The organism is Oceanobacillus sp. AG (assembly GCF_009746545.1).
GTDB lineage: Bacteria > Bacillota > Bacilli > Bacillales > Amphibacillaceae > Oceanobacillus > Oceanobacillus indicireducens.
Map to the genome: position 1 here is coordinate 1 of NZ_WOWT01000025.1, position 17,873 is coordinate 17,873.

At 35.1% G+C, this 17,873-nt stretch carries 15 protein-coding genes and 2 pseudogenes; 7 read left to right on the forward strand and 10 right to left on the reverse strand.

From position 1 onward, the window contains the following. Positions 1–133: 133 nt before the first annotated feature. Together GN217_RS19410 and GN217_RS13405 are read left to right on the forward strand one after the other, a co-directional pair. A pseudogene (locus GN217_RS19410) lies at positions 134–685 on the forward strand (condensation domain-containing protein); the annotation flags it as partial. Between the two features lie 66 nt (positions 686–751). Further along, positions 752–6,283 (forward strand): amino acid adenylation domain-containing protein, encoded by a 5,532-nt coding sequence (locus tag GN217_RS13405; RefSeq protein ID WP_370459789.1) that lies wholly within the window; start codon positions 752–754, stop codon positions 6,281–6,283. Positions 6,284–6,449: 166 nt separating this feature from the next. On the opposite strand, the gene GN217_RS13410 is transcribed toward GN217_RS13405, so the two are convergent. From GN217_RS13410 to GN217_RS19415, 6 genes and pseudogenes are all read right to left on the reverse strand, one after another. Next, positions 6,450–6,689, reverse strand: a complete 240-nt coding sequence (locus tag GN217_RS13410) for a hypothetical protein (protein WP_156857175.1) — start codon at positions 6,687–6,689, stop codon at positions 6,450–6,452. Between the two features lie 553 nt (positions 6,690–7,242). Continuing rightward, positions 7,243–7,656: pseudogene (locus GN217_RS13415) on the reverse strand (C40 family peptidase); the annotation flags it as partial. A gap of 127 nt (positions 7,657–7,783) precedes the next feature. Beyond that, the gene (locus GN217_RS18725) at positions 7,784–8,110 is read right to left on the reverse strand and encodes an HNH endonuclease signature motif containing protein (protein WP_198042661.1); all 327 of its coding nucleotides are present in this window, start codon (positions 8,108–8,110) and stop codon (positions 7,784–7,786) included. Between the two features lie 683 nt (positions 8,111–8,793). Beyond that, positions 8,794–8,928 (reverse strand): hypothetical protein, encoded by a 135-nt coding sequence (locus GN217_RS19250; RefSeq protein WP_255454400.1) that lies wholly within the window; start codon positions 8,926–8,928, stop codon positions 8,794–8,796. 5 nt (positions 8,929–8,933) lie between these two features. Next, complete coding sequence (locus tag GN217_RS19030; protein ID WP_232334445.1) at positions 8,934–9,461, reverse strand: reverse transcriptase domain-containing protein; 528 nt, start codon at positions 9,459–9,461, stop codon at positions 8,934–8,936. A 338-nt stretch (positions 9,462–9,799) separates the two neighbouring features. Beyond that, the gene (locus tag GN217_RS19415; RefSeq protein WP_156857176.1) at positions 9,800–10,171 is read right to left on the reverse strand and encodes a UPF0715 family protein; all 372 of its coding nucleotides are present in this window, start codon (positions 10,169–10,171) and stop codon (positions 9,800–9,802) included. A 144-nt stretch (positions 10,172–10,315) separates the two neighbouring features. Here GN217_RS19415 and GN217_RS13430 point away from each other — a divergent pair, with 144 nt between their 5' ends. Beyond that, on the forward strand, positions 10,316–11,653 hold the full coding sequence (locus GN217_RS13430) for a hypothetical protein (RefSeq protein WP_156857177.1): 1,338 nt from the start codon (positions 10,316–10,318) through the stop codon (positions 11,651–11,653). Positions 11,654–11,884: 231 nt separating this feature from the next. Here the strand turns inward: GN217_RS13430 and GN217_RS19420 are convergent, their stop codons facing one another. Then, positions 11,885–12,028 carry a response regulator gene (locus tag GN217_RS19420; protein WP_156857178.1) on the reverse strand — a complete coding sequence of 48 codons (144 nt, stop codon included), beginning with the start codon at positions 12,026–12,028 and terminating at the stop codon, positions 11,885–11,887. Positions 12,029–12,395: 367 nt separating this feature from the next. Between GN217_RS19420 and GN217_RS13440 the strand changes: the two genes are divergently transcribed. Then, positions 12,396–13,655, forward strand: a complete 1,260-nt coding sequence (locus tag GN217_RS13440; RefSeq protein ID WP_370459790.1) for a cation:dicarboxylate symporter family transporter — start codon at positions 12,396–12,398, stop codon at positions 13,653–13,655. A gap of 218 nt (positions 13,656–13,873) precedes the next feature. On the opposite strand, the gene GN217_RS13445 is transcribed toward GN217_RS13440, so the two are convergent. Together GN217_RS13445 and GN217_RS13450 are read right to left on the reverse strand one after the other, a co-directional pair. Further along, positions 13,874–14,368, reverse strand: a complete 495-nt coding sequence (locus tag GN217_RS13445) for a DUF4306 domain-containing protein (RefSeq protein WP_198042662.1) — start codon at positions 14,366–14,368, stop codon at positions 13,874–13,876. Positions 14,369–14,520: 152 nt separating this feature from the next. Further along, positions 14,521–14,844 carry a hypothetical protein gene (locus GN217_RS13450; RefSeq protein ID WP_156857181.1) on the reverse strand — a complete coding sequence of 108 codons (324 nt, stop codon included), beginning with the start codon at positions 14,842–14,844 and terminating at the stop codon, positions 14,521–14,523. 791 nt (positions 14,845–15,635) lie between these two features. On the opposite strand from GN217_RS13450, the gene GN217_RS13455 reads away from it, so the two are divergent. The 3 genes from GN217_RS13455 to GN217_RS13465 all read left to right on the forward strand — a co-directional run bounded on the left by GN217_RS13455 (position 15,636) and on the right by GN217_RS13465 (position 17,281). After that, the gene (locus GN217_RS13455; protein ID WP_232334446.1) at positions 15,636–16,142 is read left to right on the forward strand and encodes a reverse transcriptase domain-containing protein; all 507 of its coding nucleotides are present in this window, start codon (positions 15,636–15,638) and stop codon (positions 16,140–16,142) included. A gap of 30 nt (positions 16,143–16,172) precedes the next feature. Then, a complete protein-coding gene (locus GN217_RS19035) occupies positions 16,173–16,403 on the forward strand; it encodes a reverse transcriptase domain-containing protein (RefSeq protein WP_255454403.1) in 231 nt (76 codons plus the stop codon). A 590-nt stretch (positions 16,404–16,993) separates the two neighbouring features. Continuing rightward, positions 16,994–17,281 (forward strand): YolC/YozM family protein, encoded by a 288-nt coding sequence (locus GN217_RS13465; protein WP_156857182.1) that lies wholly within the window; start codon positions 16,994–16,996, stop codon positions 17,279–17,281. Between the two features lie 117 nt (positions 17,282–17,398). Here GN217_RS13465 and GN217_RS13470 read toward each other — a convergent pair whose 3' ends face one another. After that, a complete protein-coding gene (locus tag GN217_RS13470) occupies positions 17,399–17,710 on the reverse strand; it encodes a hypothetical protein (RefSeq protein ID WP_156857183.1) in 312 nt (103 codons plus the stop codon). Positions 17,711–17,873: the final 163 nt, after the last annotated feature.

Genomic DNA, 17,873 nt, shown 5'->3' on the forward strand with positions numbered 1-17,873 from the left:
ATAGTAGAGAAATAGCGTGCATATTCTTTTTCACATATGAAATAAAGTGAAAATAATAGCACATTACCCCAGATAAACAGCTGAATTAGTTTGAAATAGATGACCTGGAATAATGTGCTAGTTTACATTATTACTACAAAAATATAATAATAGTGAAGATGTCGTATTTGGTAGTATAGTATCCGGGAGGACAGAAGAAATTCCTGATATTGAAAGCATGATTGGTTTATTTATAAATACGGTTCCGGTACGTGTCCAGAGTGAAGAAGGAATGACATTCACTGAGTTAACGAAAAAGATGAAAGAATTAGCAATTTCATCAACTTCCCATAGTACTTATCCATTATATGAAATTCAAGCGCAAACAGAACAGAAACAGGACTTAATTAATCATATTATGGTATTCGAAAATTATCCAATTAAGCAAATCACTAATAGGGAACAATCTGATGAGAAAATCTTAGAGATTGCTAACTTCCGTGGGATTGAGCAAACCAACTATGATTTTAATGTCATAGTAATACCTGGAGATAACTTAGAAATACGTTTCCAATTTAACCAAAACGTGTATGATAAAATAAATGTTGAACAAATAAGTAGTCATTTTTACAATTTTGTAAAACAAGTAGTATTAAATCCAGATATATCATTAGAAAAACTTAGTTTGATTTCAGTTGAGGAAAAAACTAAAATTCTTACAGATTTTAACGATACGAAAACAGACTATCCGAGTGCTAAGACGATTCAAGAATTGTTTGAAGAACAAGTTGAACTGGTTCCTAATCAAATAGCCGTGATATATAAAGGTCAACAATTAACGTACAAAAAGTTGAACGAGCGAGCAAATAAATTAGCACGTATGTTGAAATCAGAGGGAATAGGCTCTGATCAATTAGTCGGTATTATAGTGGAGCGCTCTCTAGACATGATTGTCGGGATATTAGGCATTCTCAAGGCGGGTGGAGCATATCTGCCGATTGATACAGACTATCCGGAAGAACGGATCCGTTATATGCTAGAGGATTCAGGCGCGGAATTGTTATTAAGTCAGAGTCATTTACAGAAAAATATACCGCAAGGGAGAAAAGTGTTCTATTTAGACGAACAGTCTAGCTATTATCAAGATGGGTCAAATCTGGAAAGTAAGGCAGAACCTACTCATTTGGCATATGTAATTTATACGTCTGGAACAACTGGTAAACCAAAAGGTGTAATGACTTTTCACCGTAATATAGTCAGAGTCGTTAAAAACACTAATTATATTGATATAACTAAATCTGACAATGTTTTGCAACTGTCTAGTTATGCATTTGATGGGGCAACATTTGATATATTCGGAGCGTTATTAAATGGTGCGAAATTGATAATTGCTCCTAAAGAAACAATGTTAAACATCCACCTGCTAGCTGATTTAATAAAAAGTCACCGTATATCAGTTATGTTTATCACGACGGCGTTTTTTAATGTTCTTGTTGATATTGATGTAAGTTGTCTAAGTAGTGTTAGAAAAATTCTATTTGGTGGAGAGCAAGTTTCGGTGAAACATGTTCGTAAAGCATTTCAAGTTCTCGGTCCAAACAAAATAAAGCATGTATACGGTCCGACAGAGAGTACTGTATTTGCGACATATTATGATGTGAATGAAATGCAGGATGGAGCGCTTAACATTCCAATTGGAAAACCTCTTAGTAATACAGCGATATATATTGTTGATAAAGCCAATCATTTACTTCCTGTTGGCGTAGCAGGAGAACTTTGTATAAGTGGTGATGGTTTAGCGCGTGGATATCTAAATCGTCCTGATGTTACAGAGGAAAAATTCGTAGAAAACCCATACATTTCAGGAGATCGTATGTATCGAACGGGTGATTTGGCACGTTGGCTACCAGATGGGAATATCGAATACCTAGGTAGGATTGACCATCAAGTAAAAATACGTGGCTATCGTATTGAAATTGGGGAAGTTGAAACTACCTTGTTAAATATAAAAGAGGTACAGGAGGCCATTGTCATTGCGAATGAGGACGGAAATGGTGATAAAGCACTTTGTGCCTATTTCGTTGCAGAGCGTTCTTATCCAATAAGTGAGATAAAAGAACAACTATCAGATCAGTTGCCTAGTTATATGGTTCCTTCCTATTTTGTACAGTTGGAACAGATGCCTTTAACACCGAATGGAAAAATAGACCGTAATTCGCTTTCTAAACCTAAAGGAGAACTACATACAGGAAATGAGTTTGTAGTTCCTCGCAATCCAGTCGAGGAAGAATTATCTAAGATTTGGCAAGAGGTTCTTGGTATAGAGCGAGTTGGAGTGAAAGATAATTTCTTTGATATCGGTGGTCATTCTCTTAGAGCAACGAACTTAGTTGCGAAAATTTATAAAAAGTTGAAGATAGATATATCGCTTAGGGAAATATTTAGCAGTCCAACGATAGAGCAATTAGCAACAATTATTGAAAATAGGGAAGATGAGAACTATGTTTTTATCCCAGCTGTAGAAGAGAAAGAGTACTATCCTGTATCGTCCGCACAAAAAAGAATGTATATCTTAAATCAACGAGAAGGCGGCAAGCTTAGTTATAATATACCCACTATGTTAGTAATTGATGGGGATTTAGATGTTACAAAATTACAGTCTGGATTGGTAAAGCTAATTGAACATCATGAGTCATTACGAACATCTTTTGAAATAATACAGGGAGAGCTCTTACAACGTATTAACCCTAATATCAACTTTACATTAAGTGTTAAAAAAATTAACCAGGAAGAAATAGATGAATATACTCGCAACTTCATCCGTCCATTTAATTTAATGCAAGCCCCTCTTTTTAGGGTTGAACTATTAAAGATAGAATCCAAAAAGCATATTTTATTGATTGATATTCACCATATTATTTCAGACGGAATATCAATGAATGTATTCATGCAGGATTTGTTTAAATTATATGAAGAAGGAGAGTTATCAGTACTACCAATACAATATAAAGATTATGCGGTTTGGCAGCAAAAGGAATTAAACCAACAATATATTATGCAGCAAAAAACGTATTGGTTAGAAACGTTAAGTGGAGAAATTCCTGTCCTGCAAATGCCGATTGACTTTGCAAGACCAGTCATGCAAGATTTCAATGGAGATATACTCGAATTTGTAATTGATGAGCATACGAGTAATGCATTAAGAGATTTAGCTGCGCAAACAGGTACTACACTTTACATGGTGCTGTTGGCAATCTATTCAATGATGTTATCAAAGTATAGTAATCAAACAGATATTATTGTGGGTAGTCCAATTGCAGGGAGGTCAAATCCCGATTTAGACCGTATTGTTGGTATGTTTGTTAATACGTTAGCAATGCGTAATTATCCAGAAGAAGAAAAAACATTTATCAATTATTTAATGGAAGTGAAAGAAAACACTTTAAATGCTTTTGAAAATCAAGATTATCCATATGAAGAGTTGGTAGATAATTTAAATATTCCAAGAGATATGAGTAGAAGTGCAATATTTAGTACGATGTTTGCACTGCAAAATATGGAACAAGATTTTGGAACAATAGAAAACTTGGATATCACTCCAAGTAAACTTGATTATAAAATTTCAAAATTTGATTTAACTTTAACCGTAATCGAACAAGATAAGAAAATTCACTGTATGTTTGAATATGCGACCTCGCTATTTAAAGAACAAAGCATAGAATTAATGGGAAAACGCTTTAAGCAATTAGTAAATGAGGTTATTTTGAGTCCGCATAAGAAACTTGGATATATATCGATGATTGTAAAGGAAGAGAGCGAGCAAATTCTTGAGAAATTTAACGATACGACAAACGATTATCCGAGAGAAAAGGTGATTCAAGAATTGTTCGAAGAACAAGTAGAACTTATGCCTGACCGAATAGCATTAGTATATGAGGACCAACAACTGACATATAGAGAACTGAATAAACAGGCAAATCAGTTAGCTCGAACTCTACGAATAGAGGGAATAGGTCCTGATCAGATGGTAGGAATTATGGTAGAACGCTCTCTAGACTTGATTATTGGGGTACTTGGTATTATCAAGGCAGGCGGAGCTTATGTACCGATTGATCCTGAATATCCAGAGGAACGGATTCACTATATGTTAAAGGACTCGGGTGCAGAACTATTTCTAAGTCAGAGTCATTTACAGAAAAATATACCACCGCAAGGGACAAAGGTATTCTATTTAGATGAACAGTCTAGTTATCAGCAAGATGGAACCAACCTTGGAAAATCCGTGGACCCAACCCATTTGGCATACGTGCTTTATACGTCAGGGACAACTGGTAAACCGAAAGGGGTTATGATAGAACATCGCAATGTTATACGATTAGTCAAACAGACAGATTATGTGACGTTAAACGAAGGGACACGTATACTTCAGACCGGAAACATTGTCTTCGATGCCTCTACATTTGAATTCTGGGGGTCTCTTCTAAATGGTGGTCAGCTTTATTTGACGCAAAATGAACAGATACTAGATGTTGACAGCTTAAAGCAATTAATTGAGCGTTACCATATTAATACCATGTGGTTAACATCGCCTTTGTTTAATCAACTTACAGAACAAGATGGTCATTTGTTTGAGCATTTAGAGACATTAATTATAGGTGGCGATGTACTATCAGTATCTTATGTCAATGAGATAAAACGAAATTATCCAAGATTAAAATTGGTTAATGGCTATGGTCCAACGGAAAACACTACATTCTCTACTACATTTCCTATACACGGTGAGCAGATTGATTCAGTGCCGATTGGAAGACCTATCGCCAACTCCAAAGCTTATATATTGGATCGTTCCATGAATTTACAGCCCATTGGAGTATGGGGTGAATTAGTAGTGGCAGGCGACGGGGTGGCCCGAGGATATTTAAATCGCCCCGACTTAACAGCTGAGAAGTTCCTAGAAAGTCCGTATGTTTCAGGAGATAGGATGTATCGAACGGGGGATTTAGCCCGGTGGCTGCCGGATGGGAATATCGAGTACTTAGGAAGGATTGACCACCAAGTAAAAATACGTGGCTATCGTATTGAAATCGGTGAAGTTGAAACTGCCTTATTAAACATAAAAGAGGTACAAGAGGCAATTGTCATTGCGAATGATGATGGAAATGGTGATAAAGCACTTTGTGCCTACTTTGTCGCAGGTCGTTCATATCCAATAAGTGAGATAAAACAAGCATTAGCAAAACAGTTACCTAACTATATGATTCCGTCCTTTTTTGTACAGATGGAACAAATGCCTTTAACACCAAATGGGAAAATAGACCGTAATTCTCTTCCTGAACCTAAAGGTGAACTTCAAATAGGAAATGAGTTTGTAGTTCCTCGCAATCCAGTCGAGGAAGAGTTATCTAAGATTTGGCAAGAGGTTCTTGGTATAGAGCGAGTTGGAGTAAAGGACAATTTCTTTGATATCGGTGGGGATTCAATCAAAATACTAAAATTAATTAAATTTACTAATGACCAAATGAATGTTGAACTGAACTTCCAAACAGTTTTTAAGCATCCCACAATAGAATTAATGGCATTGCAATTGATGAATGAAAATTCAAATAATTGCAGGAATATAGGATTTGTTCCTTTAAATCAATATGGAGAGATAAATGTGTTCTGTTTTCCACCTCCAACTGGACTCGGAATGATTTATTTTGAGATGGCTAAGTTGTTGGAAAATGAGTGTCTTGTGTATGTAACTGATTTTATTGATGATTATGATAACCATGATGAGATGTTAAACAGATATGTAGATCATATTACAACTGTTCAAAAAGAAGGTCCATACATTCTCTTAGGATATTCTGGTGGAGGTAATTTAGCCTTTGAAGTCACTAAAACAATGAAAAAAAGAGGTAAACAGGTATCCGACATTGTAATGTTAGATACGACACCTTGGAACGAGGAAGTCCAAGAAATAGCCTCTCAAATACTTAGTGACCCTGTGAATATAAAGCACTTAGATATGTTACAATGGACGACAACTCCTTACGCTAAAAACAAACGTACTAATTTTCTGATGTACATGCAGACTTTAGTAAATTCAGGATTAGTAGAAGCAAATATTCATAATATAGTTGTTGATACTGTAACAACGTTATTTAAGAAAAATTGGAAAAATAATACTACTCAAACATATGTTGAGTATGAAGGATTTGGTAAACATGATGATTTATTAAATTCCGGTTATATTCAAGAAAACGTAAAGGTCATTCAAGAAATTTTAAATAAGGTCAAAGATAAAGAAATTTTTTTCTAGAGTTATAGATAATATACTGTGTAAGAAAGAACAGGTCGCATGCTTGCTCATACAGTTAACATTAAAAGGAGATAATGTAGTAACACACAAATATCGTGAAGGAGTTATTCACTTGTGTGGAAGAGAATTCTCTTTTTTATATTCTAAAGGTATTTACCGATAATGTTTATATCGAAATTATGGTGTTCGTGAAAGTGTGTATAATACAATAGAAAGAAACTCGGTCATCATTTAAAAATGGTGGCCGTTTTTTATATAAAAAAGCTTTATTACAATCAATCAGTTCAACAAATCTTGTAATAATTCCTAGTGGCCCCGTTTCTCTTACCGGATTACAGCCATCCGATTGAACCATGTGTACCATCTGAGCCATCCGTGCCAAGAAATTGAAGTGCCTAATAGACATTATTTGCACCTCACGTGTGATAAATCCACTACACGGACAAAAGTTAAGTCAATGGTGACGTACTAGCTTATTAATACTATATTATTTAGCTTACTATCACCGTGGTGGCACTCAGGCTGAACAAACCGTCCGCAATACTCATGACCGCCGTGCAACTTCATAAGTGATCGTTGAAAGAGGCCGAGGCCCACCAGCGAAACTTGGAAGTGATTGTCATGGAAGACTGCTGATGCGAATGCTAAGGCTAAACTTCTTCCATTCGCCATCAAAACCGCCACAAACACAAATAAGGTCAAGGCTGGCGAGGTTGTTGCTCTATCAATATTTAGTATAATGGATCCATTTTTGGTAGCGGTTGATCAAAAACCTGTCATAAGTGGATCAAAAAGATGACAAGGATGGCTTACTATGAATGCTAAACTAAGACTAGCCATAAAATAGTCACTGTTTTTTTGCGTGTAACAACAGTCCGTACTTTCGTTTTTTTAGGTTTTGTTTTCAGTGTTTGTTTTTCTTTTTTCTTAAAAAAGCTTTTCACCTGCTTCAATCCTTTCTATTGTTTAATATGTCCAGCTCCAATGAGGTGTTTTTGCCAGTATGAAGAAGTCAAATCGGCATAACCAATCGGATCTCCTGCGTTATACATTTGGTTGTTTCCAAGGTAGATTCCATCATGGGTGACATATGTTCCTGCATTATAAGTAGAATGAAAGAACACTAAATCCCCTGGTTTAGCTTCAGATAAAGATATATGCTCGGTCGCATCATACTGCTGTTGCGCTGTTCGGGGTAAGTTAACCCCTGCTTTCTGGTAACTCCATTGTGTCAGTCCACTACAATCAAACTAGGTGCTTGAATTGTCTCCGCCAAAAACATAGGGATATCCCTCATGCTTTAAAGCTTCATCCATAACTCTCTGAACTAATTCATTATCAAATTGTGGTGAGATAAAATATTGACTCACTAAATCGAATAGCGATAGGTAACTCTTTGAAACTATCTCCAAGTTTTCCCTTGCTTCACATCGTGCATGCAACTTTCACCGCACACGGCGTTCCATCAATCTTTTTCTTACTTGCTATATATTTTTTAAGTTAAACTGCAATAACACCATTTTTGACCTTTATTCTTAATTCATTTGTTTTTTCAAACTGTTTTTGAGTAGGTTGAAATTGTTTAATAACTCTATTGATTACTTCATGCGACGTCTCATGAATCAGTCTATGAATGTCTTTATGGACAATAATTAGGTTTTGAAACTTATCTGTACCGCCATCTGCACTTGGTTTGATATGATGGCAATGGATTTCTCCACATGAAAGTATTTTTCCTGTGACCGCACATTTTCCTAATTGTGCAGTATATTCGGAAATTCGATTGTCATTGTATTCAATCGATCTATCCTGTACAGGATTTCTCATAAGTTGGGTGAGCACACCTACATCTAAGTTAAGTGAATTGTGTATAAGTTGTCTGCTCTGTGAATTAAATTTACAAATACCTTTTTTAAGGATATGGCTCTGCTGCGTTTTACATATCCAATGATTATGATAGGACAGTTATTCAGCCATCGTATTTGCTTGCTTTTCCCATACTTTTTCGATAAATACTTGTTATAAATTACTCCTTGTTTCGTTATATTCAACCTATTATCTATCCAGTTACTTATAGTGTAATTGATTTTTGAGCAATCAAATGCTATGAGCGTTGCCTTACTATAATAATTGTGAATACCAACTACCATTGAGTTGTAAATTCCGATTTCCTTGGCTTGTTCTTTGTCAGTAGCGGGATGATTGTATTCTTTTAATCAATCTGTTCTTTCAGAGTATTTTCCACCTTTTTCATTACCTTTTTACTCATGTGAGATTCCACTACATCCTTATCTGATTTCCGAACTAATTTCATTTCAAATCCAAGAAATTCAGATTTATGTTTTTTCAGATTTACAATCTTCGATTTTTCTTTACTAATCAAGCAAAAGCCTTTCTTTTAGCCATTGAGTGACTGCATGAAAAATCTTATTTGCGTCATTGCGTTTTCGACAAAATATTTTGAAGTCATCAGCGTATCTGACTATATAGATTTCTTTGAGATTAGATTTTCACAGTTCCTTGTATTTATTGCCTTTGTCAATGCCCTTTCCTTTATCTCGCCTGTCAATTACTCGTGCCGATTTACTTTTTGCTGGTAGCTCTTCCCATTGGGAAGCAATCCACCAATCCAGTTCGTTAAGCACAATATTTAATAACAATGGTGAGAGAATTCCACCTTATGCAAAGCTTTGCATAACCCTCCTTGTGGAGTTCCTCTCTTTGGATGTTCCACATTTCCATCTGGCAAGATTATCGGTGCATGAAGCATGGCACGTATAATACCTAATAAATGCTTATCTCTAATTCCTAAAGCCCACATTTGTTGAATCAGCTTTGCATGATTTACATTGTCAAAGAAAGACTTAATATCTATATCTACAACATAATGTAATTTGCTTCGATTCATCAATCTGTAACATTGTGCAATGGCATGATGAGCCGAGCGATTTGGACTGAAACCATAACTGTTGGTATGAAACTTCGCTTCACAAATCGGTTCTAATACTTGAAGAATACACTGTTGAATAATTCTATCCCATATAGACGGTATCCCTAGAGGTCTTTGTTTTCCATTGGGTTTAGGAATGTTTACTCGTTTGACTGCTCTAGGTTTATAACAACAGAACATTTCCTTAATAATGTAAACTAGCACATTATTCCAGGCTCTGTATTTCAAATTAATCCATCCTATTATCTGGAATAATGTACGATTATTTTCACTTTATTTCATATATGAAAAAGAATATGCACGTTATTTCTCTACTTTTTCAAGAAAAAAGGGGCTGTTGCACAATCAGTTATCTGATTGTGCAACAGCCCCATTTCATTCCGCGTATGTTTTTTTAGGATGTACTCTTGTTTCCCGACTAAAGCTTCTCTTCTTCTCACCAGTTCGAATAGATTACGTCATTTGAACCGTATGAGAAACAACATGAGCATACTTTTCTTTGTCTGGGGTACGAAGCTCTGGTAATTGGTTTATATTTGAGTTTACGTTTTCCTTTATTTAAATATTTATTCTTTTTGAAGTAGAATTGAATCAAAAAACCAAAATAAAATGGCGGCTAGAGTACTAAATATATAATGAGATAACATACTAAAAGGCTTTTCTCCCAAAAGTATCATAGCGAATGCTGTAGCAATGAACGCGACAGTTGCATAGATTAAGAGGTAAAGTATATTGAATCTCTTAGGTTTTACGTTCAATACAAATTGAACTGGTGCTGTAAAAATCAAGGAAAAGATCAAATAAAAAAAAGTTAAGTACAGAGTACCAATCAAAGAAAAGGTAGATAGCGAAAGAGTTATAATACTTAAAATTATAGATGTACATAAAGCACACAATATAGCAAAACATAAGTACCGCAAAGTAAATATTCTCTTCATAAAAACACGACCCTCTAACTAGATTTAACTCTAATACTAAAACAATAATAAGAAAAATAAAAGTAATATGGTTAAATGTAAATTATTTTGAAAAGAGGGAATTATTGTGTTACCCTAGACGTAAATAAATGGGAGGGATGTAAAATGAAACAGATTAAAAAGTTTTGTACTTTAGCTATTTTCTTTGTAGCATTGTTTCTTCTACTACCAATTAGTGTTTTTGGGTTTGATGGAAACGATGATGTAAAGATTACTAAAGGCAATGGCGAAGTGACTCTTGAAGTTTTAGAAACAGGGGACAAGTATGAAATTTTTAAAGATGAGGAACTAGTTTATGAGGGGAAGGAAAATGTTTTTAAGGAGACTATGGATTACGATATACAGAAATATAGAATAGGAGTTTATAGTGGAAAAGAACTTATAAAAGTTATTTCCATGAAGGTGACAAACGATGAAGAGACAAAATCTATTAATGTTGAGAAGAAAAGTAAAGAAGAGTTTATTAAAGAAACAATACAAAACACTAAACTTGAAGCTGTAATAGGGGATAGTTATGTTTCACTAAAATGGCCGGAACTTCCCGATGAAGATAAGAAGTATATCCTTTATAGAGATGGGGAAAAAATAGCGGAGACTAAAGAACTAAGCTTTATTGATGAGACAGTTGAACCTGGGACAATATATAAATATACAGTAAGGGTAGATAATGTCTTATCGGATAATGCGAAAAGGGAAATAATGAAAATGTCAAATGATGGTAGTATAGATTTAAATGATATAGAGCAGACCTATAGTGGTACAATTTCAACATTGGTTATTACGCCAGATAATACTAAGGAGTCGTTGGAAAAGGATCAAATTATGAGTCCCTTAGTAGAGAATGATAATAATTCAAATGAGGCATTAGCTAACGTACCACCATTTTTTGATATGGTCTATAGAACATTTATACCGTTTAAATCAGTTAAAAACCCTGTAAATTGGTTCAGCAAACACAAGTATTTAAAAGGTGATGACAGGACACAATATCTACCGTATACAGATAGATATAGAACAGAGTCGGTAGTTTATGGTCAATTTGATTTCCCGCCAGCTTTAGCACATACCCCTGACGTTAGCGGAACTTATGCATGTAATGCTTCGTCATGTGCAAGTCCTATATATATTGATACTGCAAGTACTTCGGGGATTCAATTTAATATAATAAATGCTAGTAAAAATAATTTACATTGGCAAGTTAGACATTCCGTTGGAATTCCAATAAATAGTTTGTACCCAAATATAGACTATAATTATGTTGTTAAAGCAACACCAAGTTCTTTACATGCGTTCGGATCACATGACGGAGCGCCCAGTCAAGAAATGTGGTTACGTCATCCCGCGGGAGAAATTAGAATACATGAATATATGGTAACAAAAGAAATCGATTTTTGGAAATTATTCCCTGGCATTGGATATGAATCATGGACGTATGACATGTAAATTTTCTAGAATATTAGTTAGATAATATACTTTAAGACTTAGATAGTTCACGCCTGAAATATGGGAGTGGACTATTTTGTTGCATTTATATATTTAGGGGGCAATGGGATACGTAAGAGTGATTAGATCTGTATCCCCGCCTTTCGAACTGATGAAAAGGATTGGAATATCTGTCTCTTTTCGTACCATTTGACATAATTCAAAGCCATCTATATGGGGCAGAAGTTACATCTAATATGATATTAAATCGGGTTGTTTATTTTTAATAATTTCTATCTTCGAGCGGCCATGACGAGTCGTCGCCACTATAAACCCTTCTTTTTTCAGGTAAAGACCGAGAACCCCTAACATATCAAGATCATCGTCTACTATCATAATTTTTCATTACCCATTCTATCCCACCCTTTAAGGAGAATCCACTTTCTGAAGATTAATTATCTAAATGTATTAGATCATAATATACATGCTTTATATACTTCTTGAAATCAAAATTTCCTAACATCTTGACAAGCAAACTTCATTTTTATATTTTTTCAATAAAACTAAAAAATGGAAAAAATGGTACATCGCAAACCTACATGAAAAATGTTGATAATTGACTAAAATTGTAGTATATTTACAAAGTATATTTTTTTATCTTCTTTCTCTAATATGGTATAAAGGGCTAGTTTAACGTTTTTTAATTGCTGCTAATACGGTCTAGTGGGTTTAACAGAAATAAAGAGGTGAATATATGAAAAGAATAATAAAAATTCCTTTAGCATATCAAATTCTGATTGGATTAGTCCTTGGGATTATTGTAGGGGCTATTTTTTATGGAAATCCTGCGGTGGAAACTTATTTACAGCCGCTTGGAACAATATTTCTTAATATGATCCGCATGATTGTCGTTCCGATTATTATTTCTACACTAATCGTCGGTGTGGCGGGAACAGGAGACTTAAAACAATTAGGAAAACTTGGAGCAAAAACGATGATTTATTTCCAAGTTGTTTCCCTTGTTGCTATTGTAGTCGGACTGGCAGCAGCAAACATTTTTCAGCCTGGTAAAGGGATCGATATGTCTTCTCTTGCTAAAACTGAAATCAATGAGTATGTTGAGACATCTGAAAGTGTGCAGAATGAAGGGATTATGGATGTCATTGTAGGTATTGTGCCTAGTAACATTATCCAATCAATGGCAGAAGGGGATATGTTGCCCGTTATTTTCTTCTCTGTATTGTTTGGATTAGGTGTGGCGGCAATTGGTGAAAGAGGTAAACCTGTACTTGCATTTTTCCAAGGCACGGCAGACGCGATGTTCTGGGTGACAAATTTCATTATGAAATTTGCTCCAGTTGGTGTATTTGGATTAATCGGTGTATCTGTTTCTAAATTCGGTTTAGAATCATTAATTCCCTTAGGTAAGTTAATGCTCCTTGTATACGGGGCAATGATTTTCTTTGTTTTAGTTGTCCTAGGGACAATTGCGAAAGTGGTAGGTTCGAGCATTATTAATATTATAAAAGTATTGAAAGAAGAACTGCTTTTGGCATATTCTACTTCAAGTTCCGAGACTGTTTTACCAAAACTGATGGAGAAACTGGAGAAGACAGGATGTCCAAAAGACATTGTTTCTTTTGTTATTCCAACCGGTTATTCGTTTAACTTGGATGGTTCTACATTATATCAGGCGATTGCGGCTATCTTTATAGCGCAGTTATATGGAATAGATTTAAGTATCATAGAACAAGTTACATTAGTCTTAGTATTAATGATTACCTCTAACGGAATTGCTGGTGTCCCAGGTGTTTCGTTTGTTGTTCTCTTGGCAACACTTGGAACAGTTGGAATTCCGCTAGAAGGACTTGCTTTCATTGCTGGTGTGGACAGACTGCTTGATATGGGACGTACTGTGGTGAATGTTCTTGGAAATGCGTTGGCTGCGGTAGTTATGTCGAAGTCTAGCGGCAGATTTGAAGTGAATAAACGGGATGCATATCTGGCAGCACTTCGGAAGTAGCATTCAATTTAATAGTTGCAGAAATAAAAAAGCTGGAGGATAGGTTTCATACCTGTCTTCCAGTATTTTTTGTCTATGCAAACATTTTTGTTTGCGAGTGATGAAATCCATAAATTGCTTCCGAGATTGTTTTGGTAATTTGTGTTCGGAACGGAGCTTTTTCAAAAGGCGTGGGATCTACACTTTTTAGTGTAAGCTCCAACGCCTTAATATTTTATTTACTGGAGTTTTGTCCCAGCGTCCTTTTTTGTAACGTTCTTTTTCTTTATTAGCCAGAGAATTAAAGCAATGGTTATGTATAAAATACTCATCGATAATGATGTTTTAAAAAAAGTAATTCCCCCTATTGTAACCGAATTAGAAAGCAATAAAGAGAAAACGAAGAGCATTGAACCAATAAAAAATAAAAAGTAATTAAACCACTTACAGTTATGTTTAAATATTACATATCCGATTAATGTTAACAAATATACAATACTTATTAAAGCAAGTATCGGAAAAAATGGTTTGAATTTAGCAGCAAACACAAGATAATCAAGGTGCAAAATATCCTCAGGAAATATTACTTCACCTTTAAATAAATGAGTGAAAGGTGTCGAATATGCCCATTCATCTGTATAAATGATGATTTCACTTCCTTCATACAATGTTGAGAAAATAGAAACTAACAATAGGATGATTCCAAGCCCAAATAGTAGAATTAGTCTATTCAAAATAAATCCCCACCTTTTTAACAACATTTTCTTATAAAGATTGAAATATTATAAGCTAATGATTTTCTCTTATAAGTTTAACATATACAATCATGTATTTATAAAAAAGGTTGGAAAAGATTTAAAGTCTTTTCCAACCTTCTAATAATCATCTAAGCTGCTGTTAAAAGTTGTTCATAAGCAAGCTGACCTTGTAGAAGTTGTACTGTTCCGCTACCGGAATTAATTAATTTTAATTTATATCGTTTACCACGAGGTAGCCCAGAAAGATTGGCACTTTGCCAATGGTAGCCTTTAGGAAATGAACGTTTACCTTGGTATTTGTCTTGAGAATCATAGATTTCTAAAGTCATTGGTTGGTTAGTTATTTTTTCAATGTCAATATGACGCGGGTTGAAAAAAGCAAACCCTCCACTAATCCAAATATAATTTGAAAAAGTTGTTCTTCCGAAATCGTAAAATGCTTGTCTGCTCATTTTAAATTCCTCCTAATAATTATTCCAACCGGCTGGTAGTATATAAAGAGAGGAAGATCTAAAAAAACAACTAAATAAGTTATTCTTTCTATTTTTTTATGGTTGATTTACGGTTGATTAAAATGAAAAATACACTTATTTTCTTAATTGAATAAGAAAAAATAGGGAGAACCCCATTCTATGTTGATCTAGTGCATAACTAGATCAACATAGAATGTACATAGAATGGGTTTTTTGTATTTAGCGTGCCCAGCAAGCCGTTAATTGCTAGTTGGTAGAAGTCCAATCTGGTAAGTACCAAGACGCTCAGTAGCTGACTGGCAACTGGTGGAGAAATCCTAAGGTTGAAGCCCTGTGACAAAGTAACTCAAAGTTGAGTGCGGGCAACCTAGCAGGTCGTAACATAAAGTGAATCCTGCCGCCTTGTCAATTACAACCCTCGTTGAGGACAAAGGGAAGTTGAGCCTGGTGAATATGGGCGAAAACCACGGAAGGTATGAGGAACTTGGAATTCAGCACCGAAGAATCCCTTGGGGTATGGGGAGAACGACATGTTAGGAAAGTAGTTAACGGAACTGGGGATACCCTCCTCGGTCACTTTCTTATGAAAGTAAAACAGAAACTTATAAGCCCCAAGTGAGGTGGTGGATGGACTGAGAGGGAGTCGAAGGGGTCATAGTACCAATGATGACAAAGACAACACAACATTGTCTAGGGAAGGACGGCAAAAAGCCAATACCCTACTTCGTTCATATGTTTGGAAGGAGGTAAGAGTCAGTGAATGCAAGAAAATGGCTAACTACACCAATCATGCAAAAGCTCAAGAACTCTGGAAAACATTATACCTTTGTGCCAAGGAAAGCAAGACACGTCGATTTCATGCCTTATATGATAAGATTTATCGACCTGATATCTTGTGGGAATCATGGCAAAGGGTAAAAAGAAAGCGAGGGAGTGGCGGGGTAGACTATCAGACGCTGGAGGATATTGCGTCCTATAGCAAGAAAAGATTTCTTAATGAGATCTATCTGGAGTTAAAGGAAAGTCGATATCATCCTCGACCGGTCCTACGCACGTACATTCCGAAAGATGATGGAAAGAAACGTCCATTGGGAATCCCAACTATCAAGGATAGGATTGTACAAATGGCAACCAAGTTGGTCATAGAACCTATTTTTGAAGCTGACTTTAAAGATTGTTCTTATGGTTTCCGTCCCAAAAGGAATGAACATCAAGCCATAGCGAAAATCAGAAAAGAGAGTAAGAAAAGTTATTTGAATGTAATGGATTCCATCTGAGAAAAGAAATTCAGCCGTCTAGGCTCTCTTATACGTTATGCGGATGACTTTGTCATCTTGTGTAGGACAAAACCGCAAGCGCTAGAAAGTATACGAGTAATCCAAGCAATCATGGGAAAATTTGACCTCTCCCTACATAAGGAGAAATCAAGACTCGTCAACATCTGGGATGACAGTGACGGATTTGACTTTCTTGAACATGCATACCTTCAAGATACAGTAAAAGAAGTTAAATTCTTATTGGTGAAATTGGCGAATTAACCGTAAAGCCAAAGGAAGAAGAACGTCGGACAGATTGAACTTGATTATGGAAAAAGCCTTGATGAACTAAAAAACAAAATGAATCTGTACCTGAAGAATCACCCGAGGAAAGTGAGACGGAATCCTTTGGGGTTGTTATCAAAGAAATTCTCGTTACGTCTGTTACTGTTACAGCAAAAAAACAAGTTGAAGCCGAGGAAAAAGTTAATATTATGTACGATAATGAAGAAATTATTTAGGAGTGGGAAGACTTAATCCGAGTTGTAATAGGGGAAGAAAACTGTTAAAACTAAATCTGTAAGGCTTTTCAAAGTTTGAAACCCTCTTTGAAAAGCCTACGCGTGGTAATAAAAACAAAGATCGTGTTTTTATTCTGATTAACATATCCACGATTAATTTTCAATTAGTCGTGGCGCAGCAATCTTTTTTTATTCCTTTTATAGATTATACTGTTAAAAAAATAGACATTGTCGATGTTTATTAAACATTTGCATTGAGCATGAAGTAAGTTTACAATGTACATGATGGTGTATATAAATGAATGTATGATTATGATAAATAGTAATTTAAAGAGCGCTGGGGGTGAAAAAGTGAGGAAAATTGTAGCAATAGTGTTGATTGGTGCTGCATTGTTTCTGGGTGCGTTTTCATTTCAAAATTTGGCAAAAGAAAAAACTGCAGATGATGTAATGTCGACTGTCATTGATAAATATGGTGTGCAAGGATATATTATTGGGGAGGAATCAGCTACAATCGATGTAGATGTATATAAAGAAGAGGATATAGAAAAAGTAGAAGAATACATTCGTAGTAATTTGTCAGATGAAGACTTAAAACATTATGATCTTAAGGTGTTTTCTGGGTGGGATATAAATTAGTAGAAAGGAAAATGGTTCCAATTATCTAGAGAATGATAATCGGAACCATTTTATTTGTTTTTACGAATAAAAATTTGAATCTCACCTAATGAGTATTATTCATTTATTTTAGCAAAATTAAGTGTAATATAATTGTCCATTTGTAACATTTACTTGGGTATTGTATCTATTATTGACTAATCGTATTCTGTAAACTCCCCCACCCTGCGTTAAGTGGTCAATTGGGAAATTGATTGCACCTTCAAAATCACCCGTATTTAATCTACCTGCATCTACATAACCACCAGTAACTGCTTTTTGTAGAACAATACCGACATTCGCTTTCCCTTGCACTCCCAACATAACACTTAAAGGTTTGTTAAAGTTTCTACCACCGTTAATCCAAATATTATTAGAAAAACTAGCTGTAAAATTATATACCTTAGCCATCATCTCATCTCCTTTTTAAAATAAAATTCAACAGCTGCGGTTGCAACCAAATGCTGTATGTTATATAAAGTGTTGTTGTTAGTATAAAAACAACTACTTTTTAAAAAATCCCTTCGTAATCAATATATAAAATGCTTGGGTTTCTCTAAATTCACTGTAACAA